At 60.8% G+C, this 20,870-nt stretch carries 16 protein-coding genes; 6 read left to right on the top strand and 10 right to left on the bottom strand.

The window, feature by feature from the left end:
* Positions 1-8: 8 nt before the first annotated feature.
* From gatC to ACTHXA_RS12905, 7 genes are all read right to left on the bottom strand, one after another.
* Positions 9-308: an Asp-tRNA(Asn)/Glu-tRNA(Gln) amidotransferase subunit GatC gene (gene gatC, locus ACTHXA_RS12935; RefSeq protein WP_441673022.1), complete on the bottom strand. Its 300-nt coding sequence runs from the start codon at positions 306-308 to the stop codon at positions 9-11.
* Between the two features lie 86 nt (positions 309-394).
* Entirely contained in the window at positions 395-1,096 is a 702-nt protein-coding gene (locus tag ACTHXA_RS12930) for a DUF6882 domain-containing protein (RefSeq protein ID WP_441673020.1), read from the bottom strand.
* Positions 1,097-1,219: 123 nt separating this feature from the next.
* Positions 1,220-3,508, bottom strand: a complete 2,289-nt coding sequence (gene ligA, locus ACTHXA_RS12925; protein ID WP_441673018.1) for an NAD-dependent DNA ligase LigA — start codon at positions 3,506-3,508, stop codon at positions 1,220-1,222.
* A 3-nt stretch (positions 3,509-3,511) separates the two neighbouring features.
* Positions 3,512-3,997: a hypothetical protein gene (locus tag ACTHXA_RS12920; RefSeq protein WP_441673016.1), complete on the bottom strand. Its 486-nt coding sequence runs from the start codon at positions 3,995-3,997 to the stop codon at positions 3,512-3,514.
* Positions 3,994-5,175 carry a tRNA 2-thiouridine(34) synthase MnmA gene (gene mnmA / locus ACTHXA_RS12915; protein ID WP_441673014.1) on the bottom strand — a complete coding sequence of 394 codons (1,182 nt, stop codon included), beginning with the start codon at positions 5,173-5,175 and terminating at the stop codon, positions 3,994-3,996. Before mnmA ends, ACTHXA_RS12920 begins: the two co-directional genes overlap by 4 nt.
* Before the next feature lie 21 nt (positions 5,176-5,196).
* Entirely contained in the window at positions 5,197-7,116 is a 1,920-nt protein-coding gene (locus ACTHXA_RS12910; protein WP_441673012.1) for an ABC transporter ATP-binding protein, read from the bottom strand.
* 37 nt (positions 7,117-7,153) lie between these two features.
* Positions 7,154-9,022 carry a phosphoenolpyruvate carboxykinase (GTP) gene (locus ACTHXA_RS12905; RefSeq protein WP_441673010.1) on the bottom strand — a complete coding sequence of 623 codons (1,869 nt, stop codon included), beginning with the start codon at positions 9,020-9,022 and terminating at the stop codon, positions 7,154-7,156.
* A 237-nt stretch (positions 9,023-9,259) separates the two neighbouring features.
* Between ACTHXA_RS12905 and nrdI the strand changes: the two genes are divergently transcribed.
* Positions 9,260-9,766 (top strand): class Ib ribonucleoside-diphosphate reductase assembly flavoprotein NrdI, encoded by a 507-nt coding sequence (nrdI, locus tag ACTHXA_RS12900; RefSeq protein ID WP_441673008.1) that lies wholly within the window; start codon positions 9,260-9,262, stop codon positions 9,764-9,766.
* A complete protein-coding gene (gene nrdF, locus ACTHXA_RS12895; RefSeq protein ID WP_441673006.1) occupies positions 9,763-10,791 on the top strand; it encodes a class 1b ribonucleoside-diphosphate reductase subunit beta in 1,029 nt (342 codons plus the stop codon). Before nrdI ends, nrdF begins: the two co-directional genes overlap by 4 nt.
* A 263-nt stretch (positions 10,792-11,054) precedes the next feature.
* Here the strand turns inward: nrdF and ACTHXA_RS12890 are convergent, their stop codons facing one another.
* Positions 11,055-12,596: an HNH endonuclease gene (locus tag ACTHXA_RS12890; RefSeq protein WP_441673004.1), complete on the bottom strand. Its 1,542-nt coding sequence runs from the start codon at positions 12,594-12,596 to the stop codon at positions 11,055-11,057.
* 471 nt (positions 12,597-13,067) lie between these two features.
* On the opposite strand from ACTHXA_RS12890, the gene ACTHXA_RS12885 reads away from it, so the two are divergent.
* Both ACTHXA_RS12885 and ACTHXA_RS12880 read left to right on the top strand, forming a co-directional pair.
* On the top strand, positions 13,068-13,484 hold the full coding sequence (locus ACTHXA_RS12885; RefSeq protein WP_441673002.1) for an ArsR/SmtB family transcription factor: 417 nt from the start codon (positions 13,068-13,070) through the stop codon (positions 13,482-13,484).
* Positions 13,481-13,939 (top strand): SRPBCC family protein, encoded by a 459-nt coding sequence (locus ACTHXA_RS12880; protein WP_441673000.1) that lies wholly within the window; start codon positions 13,481-13,483, stop codon positions 13,937-13,939. The genes ACTHXA_RS12885 and ACTHXA_RS12880 overlap by 4 nt, the downstream gene beginning before the upstream one ends.
* A gap of 112 nt (positions 13,940-14,051) precedes the next feature.
* Here the strand turns inward: ACTHXA_RS12880 and ACTHXA_RS12875 are convergent, their stop codons facing one another.
* Together ACTHXA_RS12875 and ACTHXA_RS12870 are read right to left on the bottom strand one after the other, a co-directional pair.
* On the bottom strand, positions 14,052-15,350 hold the full coding sequence (locus ACTHXA_RS12875) for a uracil-xanthine permease family protein (RefSeq protein ID WP_441672998.1): 1,299 nt from the start codon (positions 15,348-15,350) through the stop codon (positions 14,052-14,054).
* A gap of 48 nt (positions 15,351-15,398) precedes the next feature.
* Positions 15,399-16,589 carry a cysteine desulfurase family protein gene (locus tag ACTHXA_RS12870; protein WP_441672996.1) on the bottom strand — a complete coding sequence of 397 codons (1,191 nt, stop codon included), beginning with the start codon at positions 16,587-16,589 and terminating at the stop codon, positions 15,399-15,401.
* Between the two features lie 117 nt (positions 16,590-16,706).
* Here ACTHXA_RS12870 and glgX point away from each other — a divergent pair, with 117 nt between their 5' ends.
* Entirely contained in the window at positions 16,707-18,779 is a 2,073-nt protein-coding gene (gene glgX, locus ACTHXA_RS12865) for a glycogen debranching protein GlgX (protein WP_441672994.1), read from the top strand.
* Between the two features lie 54 nt (positions 18,780-18,833).
* Positions 18,834-20,861 carry a maltotransferase domain-containing protein gene (locus ACTHXA_RS12860; protein ID WP_441672992.1) on the top strand — a complete coding sequence of 676 codons (2,028 nt, stop codon included), beginning with the start codon at positions 18,834-18,836 and terminating at the stop codon, positions 20,859-20,861.
* Positions 20,862-20,870: the final 9 nt, after the last annotated feature.

Raw genomic sequence — 20,870 nt, 5'->3', positions numbered from 1 at the left:
CGTGGCTCCTACTGCTCGTCACCGAGGATCGCGGGAACACGGAATTGCTCCCCGTCCTGATCGGGTGCTCCGGCCAACGCATCGGCGCGATCAAGTACCTCGCCGATCTCGTCGGGTCGGAAAACGTTGTTCATCACGTGAGGGTGGCTTGCCGGTGGAATCTCAGGGGTTGCCACCTCGCTCACCTTCTCGATGAGGAATTGGATGGACCCGAGTTGCTCGGTCATGAGGTCGACCTCGTCATCGGTGAGGTCAATGCGCGCGAGGTTGGCGAGGTGCGCAACGTCTGCGGCGGTGATGTCGGACATAATGCTCCGTCTTCGAATGCGAATACGACGCCCGCCAGTCTAGTTGCCTGTTGAGTGCTCGCTTCCCATGAAGCGCAGCTGCAGCGTTAGCCCGCGTGTCGATACGACAGGCTGGCCTCTTGCAACTTCGTCAGGCGACCGGATTCATCGGTCTCAAACTCAATCGCCCCGATCTCGCAGCCCAGTCGCAGCCTGGAGCCTTCGGCCGCGGTGGTGCTGCAGTCCAGTCCGAGTCGCTTGGCATAGGTCTCGAGCGCGCTGCGGTGGTCGTCGGTGATCCCGAGATCCGCGCCGTGCATCGTGGCTGAGAGCAGTGACTGAGAATCAAGCGGGCGAAGCGGCCCCGCATCGATCGCGAGCACAAGGCTCAGGCCCCGTCCCGCATCCACCGTGATGGTGTGGAGCAGATCGCCAATTGTCTCGGCCGCGAGCCGCAAAATAAGTGAGGGAGTGTCCGAAAGCACTACGACCGGCTCGGTCAACTCCGGAATACCCCGTTGCAGGCCGGCTTCCCGAACGCGTCGCGCAACGCTCAGTGCCTTCGCTGGGAATCTCGATTCGTTCGCTTCCTGCCAACCCCACATCCAGGTGCCAGCAGCGTGCGCGATCGAGCCGAGCAATTGCACCGGGTACGTTCGGGTTCCTTCGTGACCGTTAAAGGTAATCGAGGCTTGCGGAAGATCGACCTGCCACTGCGAATCCAGCGTAGAGTCATTCAATTCTGCTTCAGCATGAACGTGCGTAAACAGTGACATTGCGGCGAGATCGCGCAACTGTTTACTGACCATGGGGCTCCTGACAACTGAGATTCCGGGGGTGAATCCGTGGGCAAGCGTAGCCGACCAGATTTCGCGGAGTGTGCTCGATAACGGTTTTGTATGCGAAACGATATAAATTTCTCAGCTTGGCGATCAACCTATCGCGAGATCCGCGACCGCGGCTGGTCCGCCCTCCAACAGCAGTCTGAAGCCGTCGGCGTCGAGCACCGGTATGCCGAGTTCTTCCGCCTTCGTGAGCTTGGACCCGGCCCCGGGACCGGCGGCAACGAAGTCCGTCTTCTTCGACACGCTGCCCGCAGCCTTGCCGCCAGCGGCAATGATTGCTTCTTTAGCTCCCTCTCGGGTGAAGCCCTCGAGGCTGCCGGTGGCGACCACTGTGAGTCCCGTGAGGGGTCCTTCAACGTCTTCGATTTTTCCGGGGCCAGGATGCTCGGGGGTCGCGAACCTGACGCCCGCGGCGGTCCACCGGTCAATAATCTCGACATGCCAGTCTTCTGTGAGCCACTGCGCGATCGACTCCGCGATGATCGGGCCCACTCCCTCGACTGCGGAGAGTTCTTCCACGGAGGCTGCACGCACCGCGGCCAGCGAGCCGAACCAGTCTGCGAGTGCCCGTGCGGCGACGGGGCCAACATGGCGGATGTTGAGCGCCACGAGTTGACGCCACAGTTCTTTGGTTTTCGCTTTTTCGAGTTCCTCGAGGAGCTTTTCCGCCTGTTTGCTGGGGCTATAGACCACGTGGTCTTTCCGCACCTTCGCTGCCCGACGCTCGGCGGCGGTCATGTCTTCGGTCCCGGGCGGATAGGTTTTCTTTCCTACCCGAAACGGCGTGCGCTGCCGGGGTGTGCCGTCGTCATCGATGCGCGGTTCGCCGGTATCGGCGTCACGCACCGTCACCACGATTGGCACGAGTTGCTCAAGCTGTAGCTCGAAAAGGCCTGCTTCGGTGGTGAGAGGCGGTGTTTCTGGAACGTCCGGCTGTGTGAGTGCTGCGGCAGTGACTTCCCCGAGCGCCTCGATGTCGAGCCCGTTTCGCGAACCGATGTGTTCGACGCGACCGCGAACCTGGGCGGGACAACTGCGCGCATTCGGGCAGCGTAGGTCGACGTCACCTTCCTTCATTGGCCGCAGAGTTGCCCCGCATTCGGGGCACTTCGTGGGCATGACAAACTCGGTCGCATCCTCGGGCCGCTTGTCGAGTACCGGCCCCAAGACTTCCGGGATCACGTCCCCCGCTTTGCGCAGCACCACGGTGTCACCAATCAGCACACCCTTTTGGCGCACAACATCCTGATTGTGGAGAGTCGCAAAGGTTACGGTGGACCCGGCCACCTCGACGGGCCGCATTACCGCATAGGGGGTGACTCGGCCGGTGCGTCCGACACCGACTCGAATGCCGAGCAGCTCGGTGTGGACCTCCTCCGGTGGATACTTATAGGCAATCGCCCAGCGGGGTGCGCGGGAGGTGGCGCCGAGTTCCTCGTGAAGGTCGAGGTTGTCGATTTTTACGACAATGCCGTCCAGCTGGTGTTCGATACTTGCCCGTCGCTCACCGAATTCTTCGACGAAGCCGAGCACTTCTTCGATGCTCTTGCAAACCCGTGCGTGCGGACTCGTGGGCAGTCCCCACTTGGCGAGTAGCTCGTAGACCTCTGACTGATTTGCGACCGGCGGATTTTCCCACGCACCGATGCCGTGCACGTACATGCTGAGTCGGCCGAGGCGATCGCGCATGAGCTGCAGACGCTCTTCGTTCTTGCCCTCGGCCTTTTGCCGCAGTGAACCAGATGCGGCATTGCGTGGGTTCGCGAAGGCACTCTCACCAGATTCGGTTTGCCGTGCATTGAGCGCCGTGAAGTCGTCCAGGCGGAAGAACACTTCGCCGCGCACCTCGACTACCTCAGGGAAGGCCTGCTTTTCCCCGGCGAGTTGCTGCGGAATCGCGGCAATGTATTCGACGTTTTCAGTGACGTCCTCACCGGTACGACCGTCACCGCGGGTGGCTGCCTTGGTGAGTCGGCCGCGCTCGTAGGTGAGGCTGATCGCGAGTCCGTCTATCTTGAGTTCGGTGAGCCAGTCCACTTTGCCGCCGGCGGCCTGGTTCGCCCGTTGCAGCCACGCGTCGAGTTCCTCGATCGAAAACACGTTGTCGAGCGAAAGCATCCGTTCACGGTGCTCGACCGGGTCGAACAAGGTGGATGCTCGGCCACCAACGGTGCGCGTCGGTGAGTCCTGAGATTCGAGTTCGGGGAACTCGGTTTCGAGTTCCCGAAGTCGGGCCATTGCTTCGTCGTACTCGGCATCGGTGACCGTTTGGACGTCGCTTGTGTAGTAGCTATCGGCCCATGCCGTGAGCTGTTCGCGCAGGCGATCAACTTCGGTACGGGCCGCGTCGAATTCCTGCTCGGACTCATTGGCCACGGGCTACCCCTTAGTTGTGCTGGTTTGACGTCCGCGCAATACGTCCATGGCGTTTCGGCGTGAGGCGTTCAGTAGCCACTCCACCTTGTCGGCGTGGCGCTTTTGGGCACGCTTTTCCGAAGTTGTGTCGAAGTACACCGCGCCAATGCCAGCCAGGAAGATCAGTACCGCGATGGCCGCGTAAATCCAGAACCACAAGGTATCCGGCTGCATCAACAGAATTGAGAGCACGAAGGCGCCGCCCGCGAGGATCAGCCACAGTGGCACGGCGAGGATCCACTCTTTGAGACCGAAGGGTCGCGCCCCCTGAGTGCTCTTGGTGGCGAGGTCCTCCGCCTCGGACCGAAACTTCTTGTCGTAGTCGGCGCGGAACGCATCCTCATCATTCGGCTGCGCGTATTTCTTTGCCCACCGCTCAGCTCGGTCGCTAAGTCGGTCGAGCGCTTCGCCATCCTTCAGCGGAGGTGCGGCTGCACCGGGGTTACTCAATGCTGCTCCTTTGCGGTGCCAGCTGCGGCACCCACGAGAACGGGCTCGAGGTCGAGTTCAGAAGTCGCGCGGTCAATGGTGAATTGCCCGACAACTCGCGTTCCCTCATAAATCACGGCAGTCTGTCCCAGGGCGACACCGATGAGTGGCTCGTCGGTACGCACGGCAACCTCGAACCCCTGCTCGGTCGCATCCGGGCGCGTGGAATTTGCGGCGGCACGGATGCTGCAGGTTCCGGGCATCGTGTCGCCGTGCGCGCGGATCTGTACCCCGCAACGGAACTGCTCCTGCGCGGGTTTCGGCCCCGCCCACGTCCATCGCTGGCCAGCAATCTCGCCGATCGCGAGGGCTTCCTTGGGGCCGACCACCACGGTGTTGTCTACGGGGTCAGTGCCCAGCACAAACCGCGGCTTCCCGTCGGCTGCGGGCCGACCGAGCTTGAGGCCCTTGCGCTGCCCGATCGTGAAACCAACCGCGCCATCGTGCTCACCGAGCACCTCGCCTTCGCGATCGACAATGGCGCCCGGGCGCATGGGGATGTGCCCGCCCAGCCAGGTTCGTGTGTCACCGTCCGGGATAAAGCAGATGTCGTAGCTGTCTGGTTTGTTGGCTGTCACGAAGCCGCGCTGTTCTGCTTCTTCGCGGACGAGTACCTTGGAGGGGGTGTCCCCGAGTGGGAAAGAGCAGTACGACAACTGCTCCTCAGTGAGGACGCCGAGGACATAAGACTGGTCCTTCGCCTCTTCACTTGCGCGGTGCAGTTCTCGAACGCCATCGGGACGATCCACGATGTGGGCGTAGTGCCCAGTGACCACCTGGTCAAAACCGAGGTCAATTGCCTTATCAAGCAGCGCCGCAAATTTGATCTTCTCATTGCATCGGAGACACGGATTCGGGGTACGTCCCTGCTCGTACTCGGCGATGAAATCATCCACGACGTCGAGTCGGAAGCGTTCCGAAAAGTCCCACACGTAAAACGGAATCCCGAGTTCATCTGACACGCGACGCGCATCCATCGCGTCTTCGATCGTGCAGCACCCGCGAGCACCGGTACGCAGCGTGCCTCCGGCGCGCGAGAGCGCCAAATGGACACCGACCACCTCGTGGCCGGCATCCACCGCTCGCGCCGCCGCGACGGAAGAATCGACTCCGCCGCTCATTGCTGCCAAAACTTTCATGCGGCGATTCTACTCGGGCGCCTACTTCCCTGTCAGGGGGTCGCCGTTTGATTCAGGTTCCGCCGGCAGCGAATCCTGTTCGCGGTAGAGCTCCGCGTAGATGCCGTTGAGTGAGATGAGTTCGGCGTGGCTGCCCCGTTCAACAATCCGTCCACGATTGAGGACGTGGATCACATCCGCGCCGCGGATCGTCGACAGGCGGTGCGCGATTGAGACCACCGTCCGGCCACGACTCGCTTCATCAATGGCTGCTTGCACGTGCCGTTCACTTACATTGTCCAGCGCGCTCGTCGCCTCATCGAGCACGAGCACCGGTGGGTTCTTCAGCAGCACTCGCGCAATCGCGATTCGCTGTTTCTCTCCGCCAGAGAGTCGATAGCCACGTTCGCCCACGACTGTGTCGTAGCCAAGCGGGAAGGTCATGATTTGTTCGTGGATGCTCGCTTTTTGACATGCTGCTTCCAGCTCTTCATCACTTGAATCGGATTTCGCCAACCGTAGATTCTCGGCAATGGTTGCGTGCACGAGATAGGACTCTTGGCTCACGAGCCCCATGTGTTGCATGATGCCTGCTCGGCTGAGTTCCCGGACGTCCACACCGGCGAACCGAACGGTGCCCGAGGTCGCGTCATAGAGTCGTGCGATGAGATAGCCAATCGTCGATTTTCCCGCCCCCGACGGGCCAACGAAGGCAGCGACCTCGCCGGGCCGGACTTGGAAGCTGACATCATCGAGCGTGGCAAGCTGATCCGCAGTCTGATCGGGGTATCGAAAGGTCACGTGTTCGAAGGCGATTTCACCCGCACGAGTGGAGTCGGGGGCACGGGGATGCTCGGGTTCTCGCATCGCGGGCTGCAGTTCTAAATACTCAAAGATTCTCGCGAAGAGGGCTTTTGAGGTCTGAATTTCAAGGCCGGTGCGCATGAGGCCGGTCAGGGGTCGGGTGAGCTGGCTGTTCACTGTCGTGAACGCGACGATCGTTCCCGCCGTGAGTCCGGTACCGCCAGCGATTAGGAAACCCGCGACAAGGTAAATGACCACGGGAACCATGCCCATCACAACTCGGACGACGCCGAAGAACCACTGCCCCATCATTGCGAGCCGCCGCTGCAACATGACTTGCTGTAGATTCGCATCCCGGTACAGTCCGAGCGACGCTTCTTCGCGTCCGAGCGTTTTGGTCAGCAAAATTCCGGATACGGAGAGTGATTCCTGCGTCATCGCGGTCATATTGGCGAGCGACTGCTGTGTTTGCGTGGCAATGCGAGCGCGCCGTTGGCCGACGCGTCGCTGCATCACGATCAGCGGCGGCATGATGATGAGTGACAGGATCGCAAGCTGCCAGTTGAGCACAAACATGGCTGCCACCGCCGCTATCGTGCTCACGATATTACCCACCACCGACGTAAAGGTGTTCTGCAGCGTGGTTGCGACGCCGCCCACGTCATTTTGCAGTCGGGACTGGATTTCACCCGTCTTCGTGCGTGCGAAGAACGCAAGTTCCATTTGCTGGAGTCGATCGAATAGCCGTATGCGCAGGTCTGCGGTCACCGAGTTGCCGATAATCACGGTCAGCCAGGTCTGCCAGATCGCGAGCGCGGCGTTGATCAGCAGTACCGCGACCATCGCACCAAGAATCCACCACAACGCGACGAAGTTCGGCGTTCCTCCGCCCTCAGCTCCGCCTTCGTCGACCGGGAAAAGCCCGCGGTCAAAAGCCTGTTGTGTGAGTAGCGCCGGAACAACCCCGAGCGCGGCAGTGATGAGCACGAGCACCAGGGCGAAGATGAGCATCCCGCGATACGGGAAAAAGAGCGCACCAATCTTGCGCCAGAGGTGCTCGACCTCGGGCGAAGCGGTGTTCTTTTCTCGGAGTGCGGACTCGTCGGTGAGGAATCTTCCGCGCCCGCCGCCTCCGCCGCCGTGCGGCATCATGCTCATGACGTCGACTCTAGTGCGGCCCTACGACACGAACCTATTACCGCAAACGCGCAACACTTTCAGGCATACCGAGCGATTCGGTAATCCGATTGTGAGCTGCAGTGATCCGTTCGGGTAGCCGAGGAAATTGCGCGAGATGCGCGGCCCGAAAGTGCAATTCCTCGCGCCACCGATCGGTATCGATGGCAAGGATGCTCGTGAGAGTCGCAGAGGGTATCTCAAGTCCCGTCAGGTCGAGTTCTTCCAACAGCGGCACGACTCCGACTGGCGTCCGTTGCCCGGTGACCTTGCCCTCCTTATAGTCAAGCAACCACAGCAGGGCACGCAGATTCTCGCGGTAGCCGGGCCAAAGGTACTGGCCGTTTTCGGAATCGCGCAGGAACCAGTTCACGTGTGCAAAGGCGGGACGCGCTGTGAGCTGATCGAAAACCTCAAGCCAGTGCTGCGCATATTCACCCTCGGGGTAGGAGAGAAAGGGTCGCATCGACATCGGGTCGTAGCGCAATTGTCCGTCGACGCCTTCAGCAGCGAACGTCGCCTCCGCACCAAGAGTGAGTCCGTCGTAAACGCCCTCGGCATAGTCGTCGATCGCACGAATCAACGGCTCGCGGTCACGCGTGCGCCCACCGAAGATAACAGCATCAATCACGACTCCGTGGGGTTCGGCCGCGTCCGGAGCGAGGTTTGGGATGCGGTCGAGGGCCACCGTAAAGCGACTGTTCGGATGAGCCCACGGCTCGTTACGCTCATCGACACCGCGATCGGCGATCGGTTGTCCTCGCCAATCCAGCCACCCTGCGATATCGGCCGGTGGCTCGTCGGTGAGCCCTTCCCACCACACTTCTTCCGTGTGTACGTTGTAGGCCACGTTCGTAAAAATCGTGCCCGACCCCTCGGCGATCGCTGCCATCGCGGTCGGGTTCGTGCGTTCATTGGTATCCTTCGCAACTCCGAAGGCACCATTTTCCGGATTGACACCGCGCAATTGTCCTGCGTCGTCAACCCAGAGCCACGCGATGTCATCGCCGTAGAACTCGACTCGATACCGCTCTCCAAGTGCGTCGGGCGGAAGTGTCATCGCGAGATTCGTTTTTCCGGATGCACTCGGGAAGCCGCCGCAGATGTGTCGTCGCTCCCCGGTCTCAAGATCGACGATTCCGAGGAGCAAGAATTGTTCGGCGAGGAATTTACCGGAGCGATATCCGTCAAAGGAAGCCAATCTAAGCGCATGCGCGATCTTCCCTAAGAGCGCGTTACCGCCGTAGGCGGACCCGAAATGCAGAATTATTCGCTCGTCTGGAATCGTCGCGAAGAGTCGTTGGTCGTCCGGAGTGCCCTGACCGAGCGCCGCTAAGTCCCCCGTCACGTGCACCCCTCGCACGAAGAATTCCGGATCCTCGAGATCAGTGAGATACCGCATCCCGACTCTCGCCATTCGGATCATCTGCAGCGCGACACCGCGATCGTCGGTGAGTTCGACCCCCGCACCAAAGCTCGCGAGCGGAGTTCCGGGCGGGACCATGAGGTATGGAATCACATACATCGTCTTGCCGCGCGAGGCGCCCCGCATGCGCTCGACGATCTCATCCTTTGCCTCGCTCGAAGGTCGCCAATTGTTATACACGCCGCGGTCGTCGGGGTTACCGGTCGCAACGACGGTCCGTTCCTCCGAACGCGCGGTGTCTTTTTCGAAGGATCGGGCATAGTAGCGACCCCGGCCGGCAGGAAACAGCTCGTTGGCAGCGAGCGCCTCTCGTACCAATCGCTCGTCGTCCTCGGCACTCACCAATTCAATGTCATCGGGCTCGGTAATATCCGCCCATTCGGCTATGAATTCACGTATCCACTGATTCGTGATCTCAACCGGAATCTTGCTCCGAACCGGATCGGACACTGGATCCAACATCGTTTTCCCTTCACTTCCCCACACACGTTCCAACCACTGGGACTGGTCTGACTCGCGCAACATCTGCGTGATTCTTGAGACTAACCCATTTGTTTGGTGCACCAAACTTTTATCTTTGTCATACTGTATCTTTCTTGCATCGTCCCGGATCACGATGCGAAGTGCCACCCGCGACCGTTCAAGAGCGTCACTCGCGTTCGCGAACACCAATCCCGCCGAACAGGAGGTAACAAACCAATGCAGGAGAACGAAATCCGCGCGCCTAGTGCGCCACTTTCGGCGCACGAGCTGGAAGGGCAGGATTCGCCCGACCTGGTGTATTTCTCGAGTGTGTCGGAGAACACGCGCCGGTTCGTCGACAAACTCGAACTTCCCGCGGCACGGATCCCTTTGCGCCCGCGTGTTGATGGACTGTTGCGGGTTTCGCGACCGTTCGTCCTCATCGTCCCGACCTACGGTGGCGGTGCACATCGCGGAGCCGTGCCCAAGCAGGTCATCGGCTTCCTGAACGACGCGGTCAATCGTGATCTGCTGCGCGGGGTCATCACCGCCGGGAACACAAATTTTGGCGAGCACTATTGCATCGCAGGGCCGGTCATTTCGGCCAAGTGCCGCGTGCCTGAACTCTATCGATTCGAGTTGCTTGGCACCGCACGCGACGTCGACCGGGTGCGATCCGGCCTCGAGCAGTTCTGGAAACAGAGCGCCACTATTCACCCCGCTGAAGGAGAACCTCCCCTATGACCTCTATCACCGAAACGAATCTCTCGTTGTTGAGCGCATCCGTCACCCCTCCCGGATACCGGCACGATCCGAACGCGAGACTGCGACCAATCAATTGGAATCGTGTCAGCGACGACAAGGACCTTGAAGTCTGGAACCGCTTGACGGCAAACTTTTGGCTCCCAGAAAAAGTGCCGCTATCGAATGACCTTGCGTCATGGCAGGGCATGACCCAGCAGGATCGCACGCTCACAATGCGTGTGTTCACGGGACTCACGATGCTTGACACCGTGCAGGCCACCGTGGGCGAGATCTGTCAGATCCAAGATGCCCGAACCGAGCACGAAGAGGCGGTCTATACGAACATTGCGTTCATGCAGGCAGTGCATGCGAGGTCGTACTCCTCGGTGTTTTCGACGCTCTCATCGACGCCAGAGATTGACGACGCGTATCGGTGGGCAGTTAACAATGACCTCTTGCAAACACGCTGCAAGAAAGTGCTCGAGCACTATTACGGGAATGACCCACTCAAACGCAAAGTGTCGTCGACACTGCTGTCCTCACTCTTGCTATACGCCGGCTTCTACCTGCCGCTGCATTTTTCGGTCCGTGCGACACTCACGAATACCGCAGACATGATCCGCCTGATTCTGCGAGACAAAGCAGTGCACGGATACTACTCGGGATACAAGTACCAGCGCGGGCTCGAAACCCAGAGCGCAGCCGACCAGCAACACATGAGTGACTTCACGTTAGAACTGCTCGAAGAGCTCTACGAACTCGAACTCGCATATTCGGGTGAACTGTACGAACCGCTCGGTCTTATGGACGATGTCGCTGTGTTCGTTCGCTACAACGCCAACAAGGCGCTCATGAACCTCGGCTATCCGGCGAGATTCACACCCGAAGAAACCGAAGTGAATCCAGAAATTCTCGCCGCGCTCTCCCCTGGGAGTGATGAGAACCACGATTTCTTCTCCGGCTCCGGATCCTCCTATGTCATTGGGATGGGAGAGGACACAACCGACGACGACTGGGATTTCTAGGGCACTCGGTCAGAAGCAAACCTGGATGCACGGTCCCAGCAGTGGTTTCTATATCTGAGCAACCACAGCCCTTGCAGTTTTCGCGGACTCGATGGAGCCTATGTGCAAGACGGTGACCGTGTCTTTCAGGATGTGGCAAATCCGACGAGTGCCATCGTCATCACCCTTGACAATGTCGAACTCAAGCGTCTTTACATTGAAGCGAATGACTCCGATTACGTTGCACGCTCCATCGAGTCCGCTCTCCTACCCCGCGCTCCGCATCAGAACGGCGGCGGATCGTCGGAATGTGGTGGGATGCTGCTTTCAGCTGCCCATTTTCCGGCAGCAGACACACTGGCAGAATTTTCTCTGACGCCAAATTGCGCGGTCGCACCCTCATCCGTCGGGCTTGGGGCGAACGCGCGACGAACACCGGCATCGCCCTTGGGTCGGAACCGCGGACCAACAGGTTCAGGTTCGGAGACCACGATTTGACCGAGTGGTGACTGCCACAGCAGGGTTCCACCGCCGAGGTTGGTGACGGTCCAGGGCTTTTCGTGCTTTTGCACGTGGTGCCCGCGACACAAGTAAGCGAGGTTGTCGCTGCTGGTCTTGCCACCCTCGCTGTACGGCGTGGTGTGGTCCACCTCGGACACTGCGGCGGGGCGGGCGCAGCCCGGGAACCTGCAGGTACGGTCCCGGATCTGCAGGAAACGACGCAGGGCACGGTTCGGCAGGTACGTGTCTACGCAGAGCACGTGGCCAGTGACCGGGTCGGTGAGGACCCGGTCGAACGCGGTGGCCTCGCCCGCAAACTGGCGGGCCTCGGCGAAACTCATTGGCGTCACACCATCCAGCATTGCCGGCGCACTACCGTCGACACGTCCCTGGAGCAGGGTCAGTGCAGGTACGACGATACTGACGGACGCTTTCACGTTCGAGGCACCCGGGGTCGCGCACAGCAGGGTTTCCGCGAGAATGTCCGCGCGAACCTGCGCGGTGGTGCGGGTGTCCGCCACGAACTCGGCCGGCGCATCGGTGCCCGCAGCGCGGGCTGCGCGGACCGAAACCTTGTGGTCTTCTGCTGCGGCCGCCTCGAGCACACGTTGCTCGCGGGCCCGCTTGTCGAGCAGCTGCCCGATCGGGGCAGCGACCTCGCTCGGCAAATAAGCGTTGAGGTAGGCCATCCCAAACCCGTCGTGGGTGATCCGCACGTATCGCTGCACGCGGGCTTGCTGATGCGTGGTTTCGAAGTCATCGGCAGCGATAGTGCTCGCAATGCGTTCTGCGAACGGCGCGGTCTTGCTCGCGGTGTGACCTTTGGCGTATTCGAGCACCTGCGCCCCGTAGTCGGCGAGGTGGCGGTCCTCGAGCATGCGACCGTATTTCAGCAGCGCCATAATGTGGCGCATGTCGACTCGCCCAGCTTCGAGTGCTTCCACCCAGGACGCAAACTTCGTGACAAGGAGGTGTGCATCGTATGCGCGGTTGCGAAGCGCTTTGTCCGAGTCGTGGGAGGCGAATGCGAACTCACCAAGCACGGTGGTGAAGTGCCACGCGAACACCTGGTCCTCAGTCCCACGCACCTGTCCGGGCGCGGCGAGGGCGGCCTGGGCGCGATCTGACGCGATCGCGTACGCGGCACTGAGTGCGCGAATCATGTGCGCATCCCCGGCGCTGCGGGCGGTGTAGGCGACCCCATAGTCCGCCAATGCCGACTTTAGCTCGGCCGCGCGGAGCGAGTCCGCCTCGGTGCGGCGCCCCCGATTCGCTCGCGGCTTGCGCGGGCTGGCGGCATCGCCAGTGTCATACCTGTTGGACATGTGGCGCCACCCCCTCGCAAAGAAGCTCTTGGATTCGAACCCGTGTTCGATTTCCTACTGAAAAGTATAGCGAACATCTGGTCGATATGTCCAGCATTATTATTCGAAATATTTATCGAATACTGAGGCGGATTCAAACACCTTCCAACCCCAGTCATCACCGTAAAACGACCCACCGACGTTGCCGCCGTCCGTCGGCAAGCCGCGGGCAACGAGCCGAAACCTTGACCGTCGCTACCCACTGGCCCGCACGAATCGAGCGGGCAAGCTAACGGACATCGTGCCGCAGCCCAAAAGACCCAGCCATCGCCCAGCTGGAGAGGACTTGTGGTTGACGCCTCGCCACTGGAGTGAAATTATGTAGGTAGTTACTTACGCATCTAATTGAGATTTGACGCCCAGTTCTGCCTCGGACGCCGGAAGCTCTGTACGTCCACGACCAGAGAATTGTCCCGAGAACGGAGAAGCGCAATGCCAATCGCAACGGATCCACTCAGCCGCATCTTCTTCGCGCTCGCCGACCCAACTCGACGAGCGGTCCTCGACCAGCTCTCGACGGGACCCGCCTCGGTCAATGACATCGCGAAACCCTTCGCAATGAGCCGTCCCGCGATTTCCCAGCACCTCCGCGTCCTTGAAGAGGCTGGACTCATCGAGCGCACCAGAACGGGACAATTTCGCCCGTGTGTGCTCCGGCCCGAAGGGTTGACGGATGCGGAACAGTGGATCGAACAGCATCGCTCTCGTTGGCAGTCGCGCTTTGACCAGCTCGACGACGTCCTGCGCGAGCTCAACGACCGGGCACCGAAGTCGCCCGGCGATGCCAACACCCCAGTTGGCAGCAAGATGCCCGACACCGATGTCGGCACAAATGAGGAGGAATCATGACCGACAAACAATTCACTATCGTTCGAGAATTCGACGCCCCGCGAGAGACCATCTGGCGCGCCTGGGTAGACCCATCGCTGGCCGCCAAATGGTGGCACCCGCACGGGCTTATCACTCCACCGGAATCGGTGAAGATCGACCTGCGAGAAGGCGGCACTTATGAATACAACATGGTCCTGGAGGACACTGGGCAGTCGTGGCCGACCGCCGGCATTTATCTCGAAGTTCGGGAGCCAGACCGGTTGAAATTCACCTGGGCTGAGCCGGATTCAGCCGTCGAGGAATCACCCATCATCACGATCGACCTGCGCGAACTCGAGGGCGACCGTTGCGAAATGACCTTCCATGTCCTCGGTATCGAAGACAATCGGGAAGAAGAACACAACGTATACGACGGTTGGCTTGAGGCCTTCGAAGAACTCGACTCAGCCCTCGGCGTCGCGGCTACTCGCTAACGCTGTCTCGGTTGTTCTGCACCGGCACCGCAACCGTCGCCGTCTCGCGAGGTTCGGTGCCGGGCCGCCGACAAGACTGTCAAAAGAATCCTGCGAACTTTCCCATCAACAATCAGACCACGCGATCGATCGGTGCGGTAGCAGGCGGAAACTCGCGCCTTTCAGTGCCGGTCAGCCTTCCGAGTTGGTTCATCAGGTGATAGATCACGAGCGCGGCGACCGTACCGAGTGCGATGCCATTGAAAATGATGCCGCCAAAGTCCCAAGTGACATTCGCGATGCCAACGACGAGGGCAACACCTGCGGTCATCTGGTTCTTGGCACTTGCAAAATCTACCTTCGTTTCTACCCACATTCGGATGCCGACAATTCCGATGAGCCCGTACAGCACGAACGTCACGCCACCGAGGACACCCGGTGGGATCGAGAAAATGAGCGCGCCAATCTTGGGGCTCATTGCGAGGGCGATTGCCGCAATGCCGGCGATCCAATACGCGGCAGTCGAGTACACCCGCGTGGCACTCATGACGCCAATGTTCTCGCCATACGTCGTCGTTGGAGATCCGCCAAAGGTCGCCGACAACGCGGTCGCGAGGCCATCGGATGCGAGAGTGCGGCCGACCATGTGGTCCAGGTTCTTACCGGTCATCTGTGCCACCGAGGTGACGTGACCGACGTTCTCGGCGATGAGTACAAAAATCACCGGCAGGAACATCGGCAGCACCGCGAGGTTGAATTCCGGCGCGTGGAACTCAGGCAGCCCGAACCACGCCGCCTCATTGAACGCGGTGAGGTCCACTTCGCCGAGGATTGCTGCGAAGCCGTAGCCAACCGCGACGCCGAGCAGCACCGAGATTCGGCCGAGGATTCCGCGGAAGAGCGCGGTACACAACACCACCGCGAAGAGCGTCACCAGCGCAGTTGGCGTTGACTGCTGAAAGTTGTCGTATGCGGTCGGCGCCAGATTGAACCCGATGAGCGCAACAATCGAGCCCATCACTACCGGTGGCATGAGCACCGAGATCCAGCGCGTACCGATGAACTGCACGAAAATGCCCACCAGTGCGAGCAGCAGCCCCGTGATCAGGACACCACCGAGCGCGACACCCATGTCGTGTGCCTGGGTCGAGGCAATGATGGGTGCGATGAACGCAAAGCTCGAACCGAGGTAGCTCGGAACCTTATTTTGGGTAATGACGAGGAACAGCAGCGTCCCAATGCCCGAAAACAGCAGCGTGGTGGACGGCGGAAAACCGGTCAGCAGCGGCACCAGAAAGGTCGCACCGAACATCGCGATGACGTGCTGCGCGCCGATGCCGATCGTGATCGGCCACGAAAGTCGCTCTCCCGGAGCGACGACTTCGCCCGGCTTGACGGTTCGACCGTTGCCGTGCAGTTTCCAGCTGAACATTGCGCTCCTTCGTTGGCCAGCAAGCAGTCGCTCACCCGAAGAGAAATATTAGTGCCGCGGCGCCGTTCTATTCGACAGGCCAGCCTTCTGCGCTTGGGCAACCGCTTCCGGAAGCGCCGCGAGGAGCTGATCAATATCCTCGGCGGTGGTCGTGTGACCCAGTGTGAAGCGCAGGGCACCGCGGGCCGTCGCCTCATCGAAGCCGCAGCCGAGCAGGACATGGCTCGGTTCGGGGATACCTGCTTGGCAAGCCGAACCGGTCGATACCGAGATACCCGCCATATCCAAAAGGAAGAGGAGTGAGTCACCCTGACAACCGGGGAAAGTGAAGTGGGCGTTGAGCGGCAGCCGTCCCTCGCCGGGTTCTGCGCCACGGAGTTCGGCCTCCGGAATTGCGACTCGAATCTCGCGGATGAGTCGGTCGCGCAGCTGCGCAAGCGCTTCGGTATCGGGCATCACCCCATCCACGAAGGTGTCGGCGACCGCGGCAAAGGCGAGCACCCCACCAACATCCTGAGTACCGGAACGCAGCCCGCGCTGTTGACCGCCACCGTGCACGAGCGCCTCCGGATTCGCGTGGCGCGCGACCGCGAGCGCTCCGACGCCCACCGGCCCGCCGATCTTGTGTGCGGAAACGCTCACCGCATCCACGCCCCACTCGCGCAGTGAGACCGGCAACTGACCATAGGATGCGACGGCGTCGACATGCATGGGAATCCCCGCGGCTCTACACAGCTCGGCGAGCTCGCGCACTGGCTGTACGGTGCCGATCTCGTTGTTCCCGTGCAAGATCGTCAGGACCGCCGCGCGGTCCGCAACGCGAGCAATCACCTCGGCTGCTGCCGCGAGATCAATTAGCCCCCGCGCATCCACCTCGAGCCATTCGACTTCGGCGCCCTCGTTTTTGACGAGCCACTCGACCGCGTCAAGGGTCGCGTGATGTTCGGTCCGGGTGGTGACGATCACCGGTCGCGTTGCTTCGCGATTGCGGGCCCACCAGAGCCCTTTAATCGCGAGGTTGTTGGATTCGGTACCGCCCGAGGTAAATACCGTTTCGATTGCCTGCGCACCCAGGGTGCGCGCAATCCGCTCGCGGGCCTCTTCAAGCTCGCCGCGAGACCGCTGACCATGTCCGTGGATGGATGCGGGATTGCCGACCACCTCAGTGGCCCGAAGCCACGCTTCACGCGCCGCGGGGTGCAGTGGCGTGGTCGCAGCATGATCAAGGTAAACGGACATGTTCTCTATTGTTCCACCGAAGGCGGCGCACAGTCAGTAGACTCTGGAAGCTGACCGAGAAGTCGGATCGCAACTTCCTTCCCACCGCGTTTACGCAAGATCGATCGAACACACAGCATGGATACTTCAGACACTTCTGCTCTCGGAATCACCACGTTCAAGGGACTCCCCCGGCTACGGGTGTGGTCCGAGCACGCGACGGCAGTGTCCGTGGTGGTCCTGTCGCAGTCGCGGATGGTGTTGCAAGAGTTGCCGCTGACCCGCAAGGGCAATGTGTGGGAAGTCTCCAATAGCGTCCTTGCCCCGGGCACCCGATACGCGTTGCGGCTCGACGGCCCCGAGGGGCATGTCCACCGTTTTGATCCAACGCAGCTCGTGCTCGACCCCTATGCGAAACACGTCGAGAACCTCGGCGACGAACAGGACCAGTATTGGGTAGCCCAAGTCGTCGCGACTGAGGAATTCGATTGGGGCGAGTACCACCACCTGGGAACGCCCATGCGCGACACCGTGATTTATGAGGCGCATCTCAAGGGACTCACAAAGCTCGCGCATTTTGTCCCCGAGGAACAGCGCGGCACCTATGCGGGTCTCGCGCATCCGAATGTGGTCGCGCACCTCACCAATCTCGGTATCACCGCGATTGAGCTGCTCCCCATCCAGGCTTTCACGAGCGAAAAGCACCTTCGTCGCGATGAGCTCACGAATTACTGGGGCTACAACACGCTCGGGTTCTTCGCACCCCACGCCGCCTACGCCACCGAGGCCGCACGTGCCGAAGGGCCCGCAGCCATCGCGCGCGAATTCAAGCAGACGGTGCGAACCCTGCACGAAGCGGGTATCGAAGTCCTCCTCGATGTGGTCTACAACCACACGGCAGACGAAGGCCACCACGGCGACCACATTCTCTTCCGGGGTCTCGATAGCGCGGTCTATTACCGGCACGATCCCGCGGGCAACCTCGTGGATGTGACCGGTTGCGGCAATTCGCTCGACACCTCGCACCCGATCGCTCAGCAGCTGGTGCTCGACTCGCTGCGCTACTGGACCACCGAATTCGGCATCGACGGCTACCGCTTCGACCTCGCAGTGACGCTCGGTCGCGACCACGGCCACGCCTTCACCTCCGACCATCCGCTGCTCCACGCGATTGTGAATGATCCGGTATTTGCCGACAAGAAGATCATCGCCGAGCCCTGGGATGTGGGCGTTGGCGGCTGGCAGACGGGCCACTTCCCGCGCGGCTGGTCGGAATGGAACGACGAATACCGCGATCGACTGCGTCGATTTTGGGTCGAGTCGTTTTCCCACGCCCGACAAACGGGTCAGCACCGCGAGGCAATTGGCAAGCTGGCCACCGCAATCGCCGGATCATCGAATCGATTCAGCGATGATCGCGGGCCGCTGGCGACGGTGAACTTTGTCACCGCGCACGACGGCTTCACCCTCCGCGACCTGGTCTCCTACAACGTCAAGCACAACCTCATGAATCATGAGCTCGGCCGCGACGGAACCGATAACAATCACTCCTATAACTTCGGTATCGAGGGCCCCACCGATAACGACAAGATCCAGGAAGACCGCCGCCTCACGGTCCGAAACCTCATCGGTACGCTGCTCATTTCGGCAGGCATTCCGATGCTCACCGCCGGTGACGAGCTCGCGCGGACGCAGCACGGCAATAACAATCCCTATAACCAGGACAACGACGAGTTCAGCTGGATCAACTGGGACCTCGACGAGTCCCAAGAAGAAACCATCCTGCACACGCGACGACTCATCGAGATTCGGCGCGATCATCCAGTACTTCGCCCGGGCCGCTACAACCACTCCACCGAGACACTCGAGGATGCGACGCGATTCACCTGGTTTGATGCCTTCGGTCGGCACATGGCTGATTGGCAGTGGACCACCCCCGCGAGTCGTTCCGTACAGTTCGTCGCCTCCTCACTCCTCGAGGACGGTCGGACGGATCAGTTGCTTGTGATCATTCACGGCGTCACGGATCCGGCACCGTTCCGGCTTCCCGAACTCGATGGGATCAAGGGGTACCGGCTCCTCTGGGACTCGGCTGCCTATCGCGTTTCCGAAATTGATACGGATGCGATGTCGGTTGCCATTCCGCAACAGCGGATGCGTTTGGTCGGCCCATCGATGCGTATCTACGCAGTGATTGATCAAGACGACTAGTTCTTTCGGTTTCGACCAGGTTCCCCGCCAACCAAACTTGCTAAGTTCGCAGACGTGGCTACGACATCTGGATTGAATAACTCGGCTTCCGCTCGATCAACCAATTTCCCCGGTTCGGGATACGAACCGGTGTACGGACGAATTCCGATCATGCAGCTTCGCCCGCAGATCGAAGATTCACTCTTTTCTTCCAAGGCCTACGTCGGTGAGGTCGTCCCGTTCTCCTGTGTGTCCTTCCGTGAAGGACATGACAAGATCGGCGTCGACCTTGTCCTGACCGCACCAGACGGGGCCGCTCAGCGCATCCGACTCGACCGCGGTCGCGCCGGGCTCGACGAGTGGCTCACCACGGCCCAGCTCGACCGCGAAGGCGAGTGGCGCTGGCACATGGAGTCATTTGGGGATGACTTTGCGACCTGGCGACACAATGCCGAGATCAAGGTCCCCGCGGGCATTGACGTTGAGGTCATGCTCGAAGAGGGTGCCCGCGTGCTCGATCGCGCCCAGCCCAGCCCCGCCCTGACCGCCGCAGCCGCAGCCGCGCGGGACACCGCATCCGGCCCCCTGGAGCGACTGCGCGCCCTGCTCGACGATGAAGTCATCGCGCAGCTGACCGCAGCACCGGTGCGCTCCCTCGTGACGAAGTCGGATGAGCGGATCATTCGCGTGGAACGTCAGCGGGCCGGGTTCGGTGCGTGGTACGAATTCTTCCCCCGCTCCGAGGGCGCCGTGCCGAAGGCCGACGGTTCCTGGCAAAGCGGTACCTTCCAGAGTGCGAAAGAGCGACTCGAGGGTGTCGCCGCTATGGGCTTCGACGTGGTGTATCTCCCACCGATCCACCCGATTGGCTCGACGAACCGCAAGGGCCCCAACAATTCCCTCGTGGCCGGTGCCAATGACCCGGGCTCACCGTGGGCAATCGGTGCCGAGACCGGCGGCCACAAGGATGTGCATCCTGAGCTCGGGACCGAGGCGGATTTTGTTTCCTTCCGCGAGCGCGCCGAGTCGCTCGGTATGGAAATTGCGCTCGACCTCGCGCTCCAGGCCACGCCCGACCACCCGTGGGTCAAGGAGCACCCCGAATGGTTCACCACGCTCAATGACGGCAGCATCGCCTACGCCGAGAATCCGCCAAAGAAGTACCAGGACATCTACCCGATCAACTTCGATAATGATCCAACCGGGATTTACCTTGAGGTGCTCGATATCGTGCGCCACTGGGTGTCACTCGGGGTGAAGATCTTCCGGGTCGATAACCCACACACGAAGCCGCTGCAGTTTTGGGAGTGGCTCATTCACGACGTTAACGCCGAGCATCCCGAGGTGTTGTTCCTCGCCGAGGCCTTTACTCGACCGGCAGTCATGCAGTCACTCGCGAAGGCCGGTTTCCAGCAGTCCTACTCGTATTTCACGTGGCGGAACACCCGTGAGGAACTCGAGGAGTTCCTCTACGAAACTTCGCACGACACAAGTGATTTCATGCGCCCGAACCTGTTCGTGAACACGCCGGATATTCTCACCGAGTACCTTCAGCGTGGCGGTCGGCCAGCCTATGAGGCGCGTGCGGTGATCGCCGCAATGGGCGGCTCAAACTGGGGCATGTACTCGGGCTTCGAACTCATTGAGAACGTCGCGCGACCGGGTTCCGAAGAGAACATCGACAATGAGAAATACGAGTTCAAAAACCGCAACTGGGCAGCGGAAGAGGCCGCGGGACGCTCGCTTGCACCGCTCATTACGAAGCTCAATCACATTCGTCGTGCCCACCCGGCGCTCTGGCAACTGCGCAATTTCGAGATTCAGGATGCGAACAATCCGCAGGTACTCTCGTTCTCCAAGCACCTGGCCGCGCAATACACGGATCATGGCATCGCCGACACGATCTTGACCGTGGTGAACCTCGATGCATTCAACACGCACGAGGCCACCCTCACGGTGGACAGCGAGAAATTCGATATCCCCGTCGGCTCCGGCTTCCAGGTTGAGGATCTTCTCACCGGATCAATTTGGGACTGGTCCACTCACAACTACGTCCGACTGGCTCCCGGCCAGGCACACGTGCTCCACGTACGGCATCACTAAGAGAAACAC

This window comes from Gulosibacter sp. (assembly GCF_052090685.1).
In the GTDB taxonomy this organism is placed as follows: Bacteria; Actinomycetota; Actinomycetes; order Actinomycetales; family Microbacteriaceae; genus Gulosibacter.
This window is presented reverse-complemented; position numbering and strand designations above follow the sequence as displayed.

What these genes read in the sequence shown, in the direction of transcription:
- mnmA (WP_441673014.1), bottom strand. Translation starts at nt 5,175, where the DNA reads ATGAAAGTTTTGGCAGCAATGAGCGGCGGAGTCGATTCTTCCGTCGCG.
- ACTHXA_RS12905 (WP_441673010.1), bottom strand. Translation starts at nt 9,022, where the DNA reads ATGTTGGATCCAGTGTCCGATCCGGTTCGGAGCAAGATTCCGGTTGAG.
- ACTHXA_RS12880 (WP_441673000.1), top strand. Translation starts at nt 13,481, where the DNA reads ATGACCGACAAACAATTCACTATCGTTCGAGAATTCGACGCCCCGCGA.
- ACTHXA_RS12930 (WP_441673020.1), bottom strand. Translation starts at nt 1,096, where the DNA reads ATGGTCAGTAAACAGTTGCGCGATCTCGCCGCAATGTCACTGTTTACG.
- nrdF (WP_441673006.1), top strand. Translation starts at nt 9,763, where the DNA reads ATGACCTCTATCACCGAAACGAATCTCTCGTTGTTGAGCGCATCCGTC.
- ACTHXA_RS12885 (WP_441673002.1), top strand. Translation starts at nt 13,068, where the DNA reads ATGCCAATCGCAACGGATCCACTCAGCCGCATCTTCTTCGCGCTCGCC.
- ACTHXA_RS12875 (WP_441672998.1), bottom strand. Translation starts at nt 15,350, where the DNA reads ATGTTCAGCTGGAAACTGCACGGCAACGGTCGAACCGTCAAGCCGGGC.
- glgX (WP_441672994.1), top strand. Translation starts at nt 16,707, where the DNA reads ATGGATACTTCAGACACTTCTGCTCTCGGAATCACCACGTTCAAGGGA.
- ACTHXA_RS12910 (WP_441673012.1), bottom strand. Translation starts at nt 7,116, where the DNA reads ATGAGCATGATGCCGCACGGCGGCGGAGGCGGCGGGCGCGGAAGATTC.
- nrdI (WP_441673008.1), top strand. Translation starts at nt 9,260, where the DNA reads ATGCAGGAGAACGAAATCCGCGCGCCTAGTGCGCCACTTTCGGCGCAC.
- gatC (WP_441673022.1), bottom strand. Translation starts at nt 308, where the DNA reads ATGTCCGACATCACCGCCGCAGACGTTGCGCACCTCGCCAACCTCGCG.
- ACTHXA_RS12870 (WP_441672996.1), bottom strand. Translation starts at nt 16,589, where the DNA reads ATGTCCGTTTACCTTGATCATGCTGCGACCACGCCACTGCACCCCGCG.
- ACTHXA_RS12890 (WP_441673004.1), bottom strand. Translation starts at nt 12,596, where the DNA reads ATGTCCAACAGGTATGACACTGGCGATGCCGCCAGCCCGCGCAAGCCG.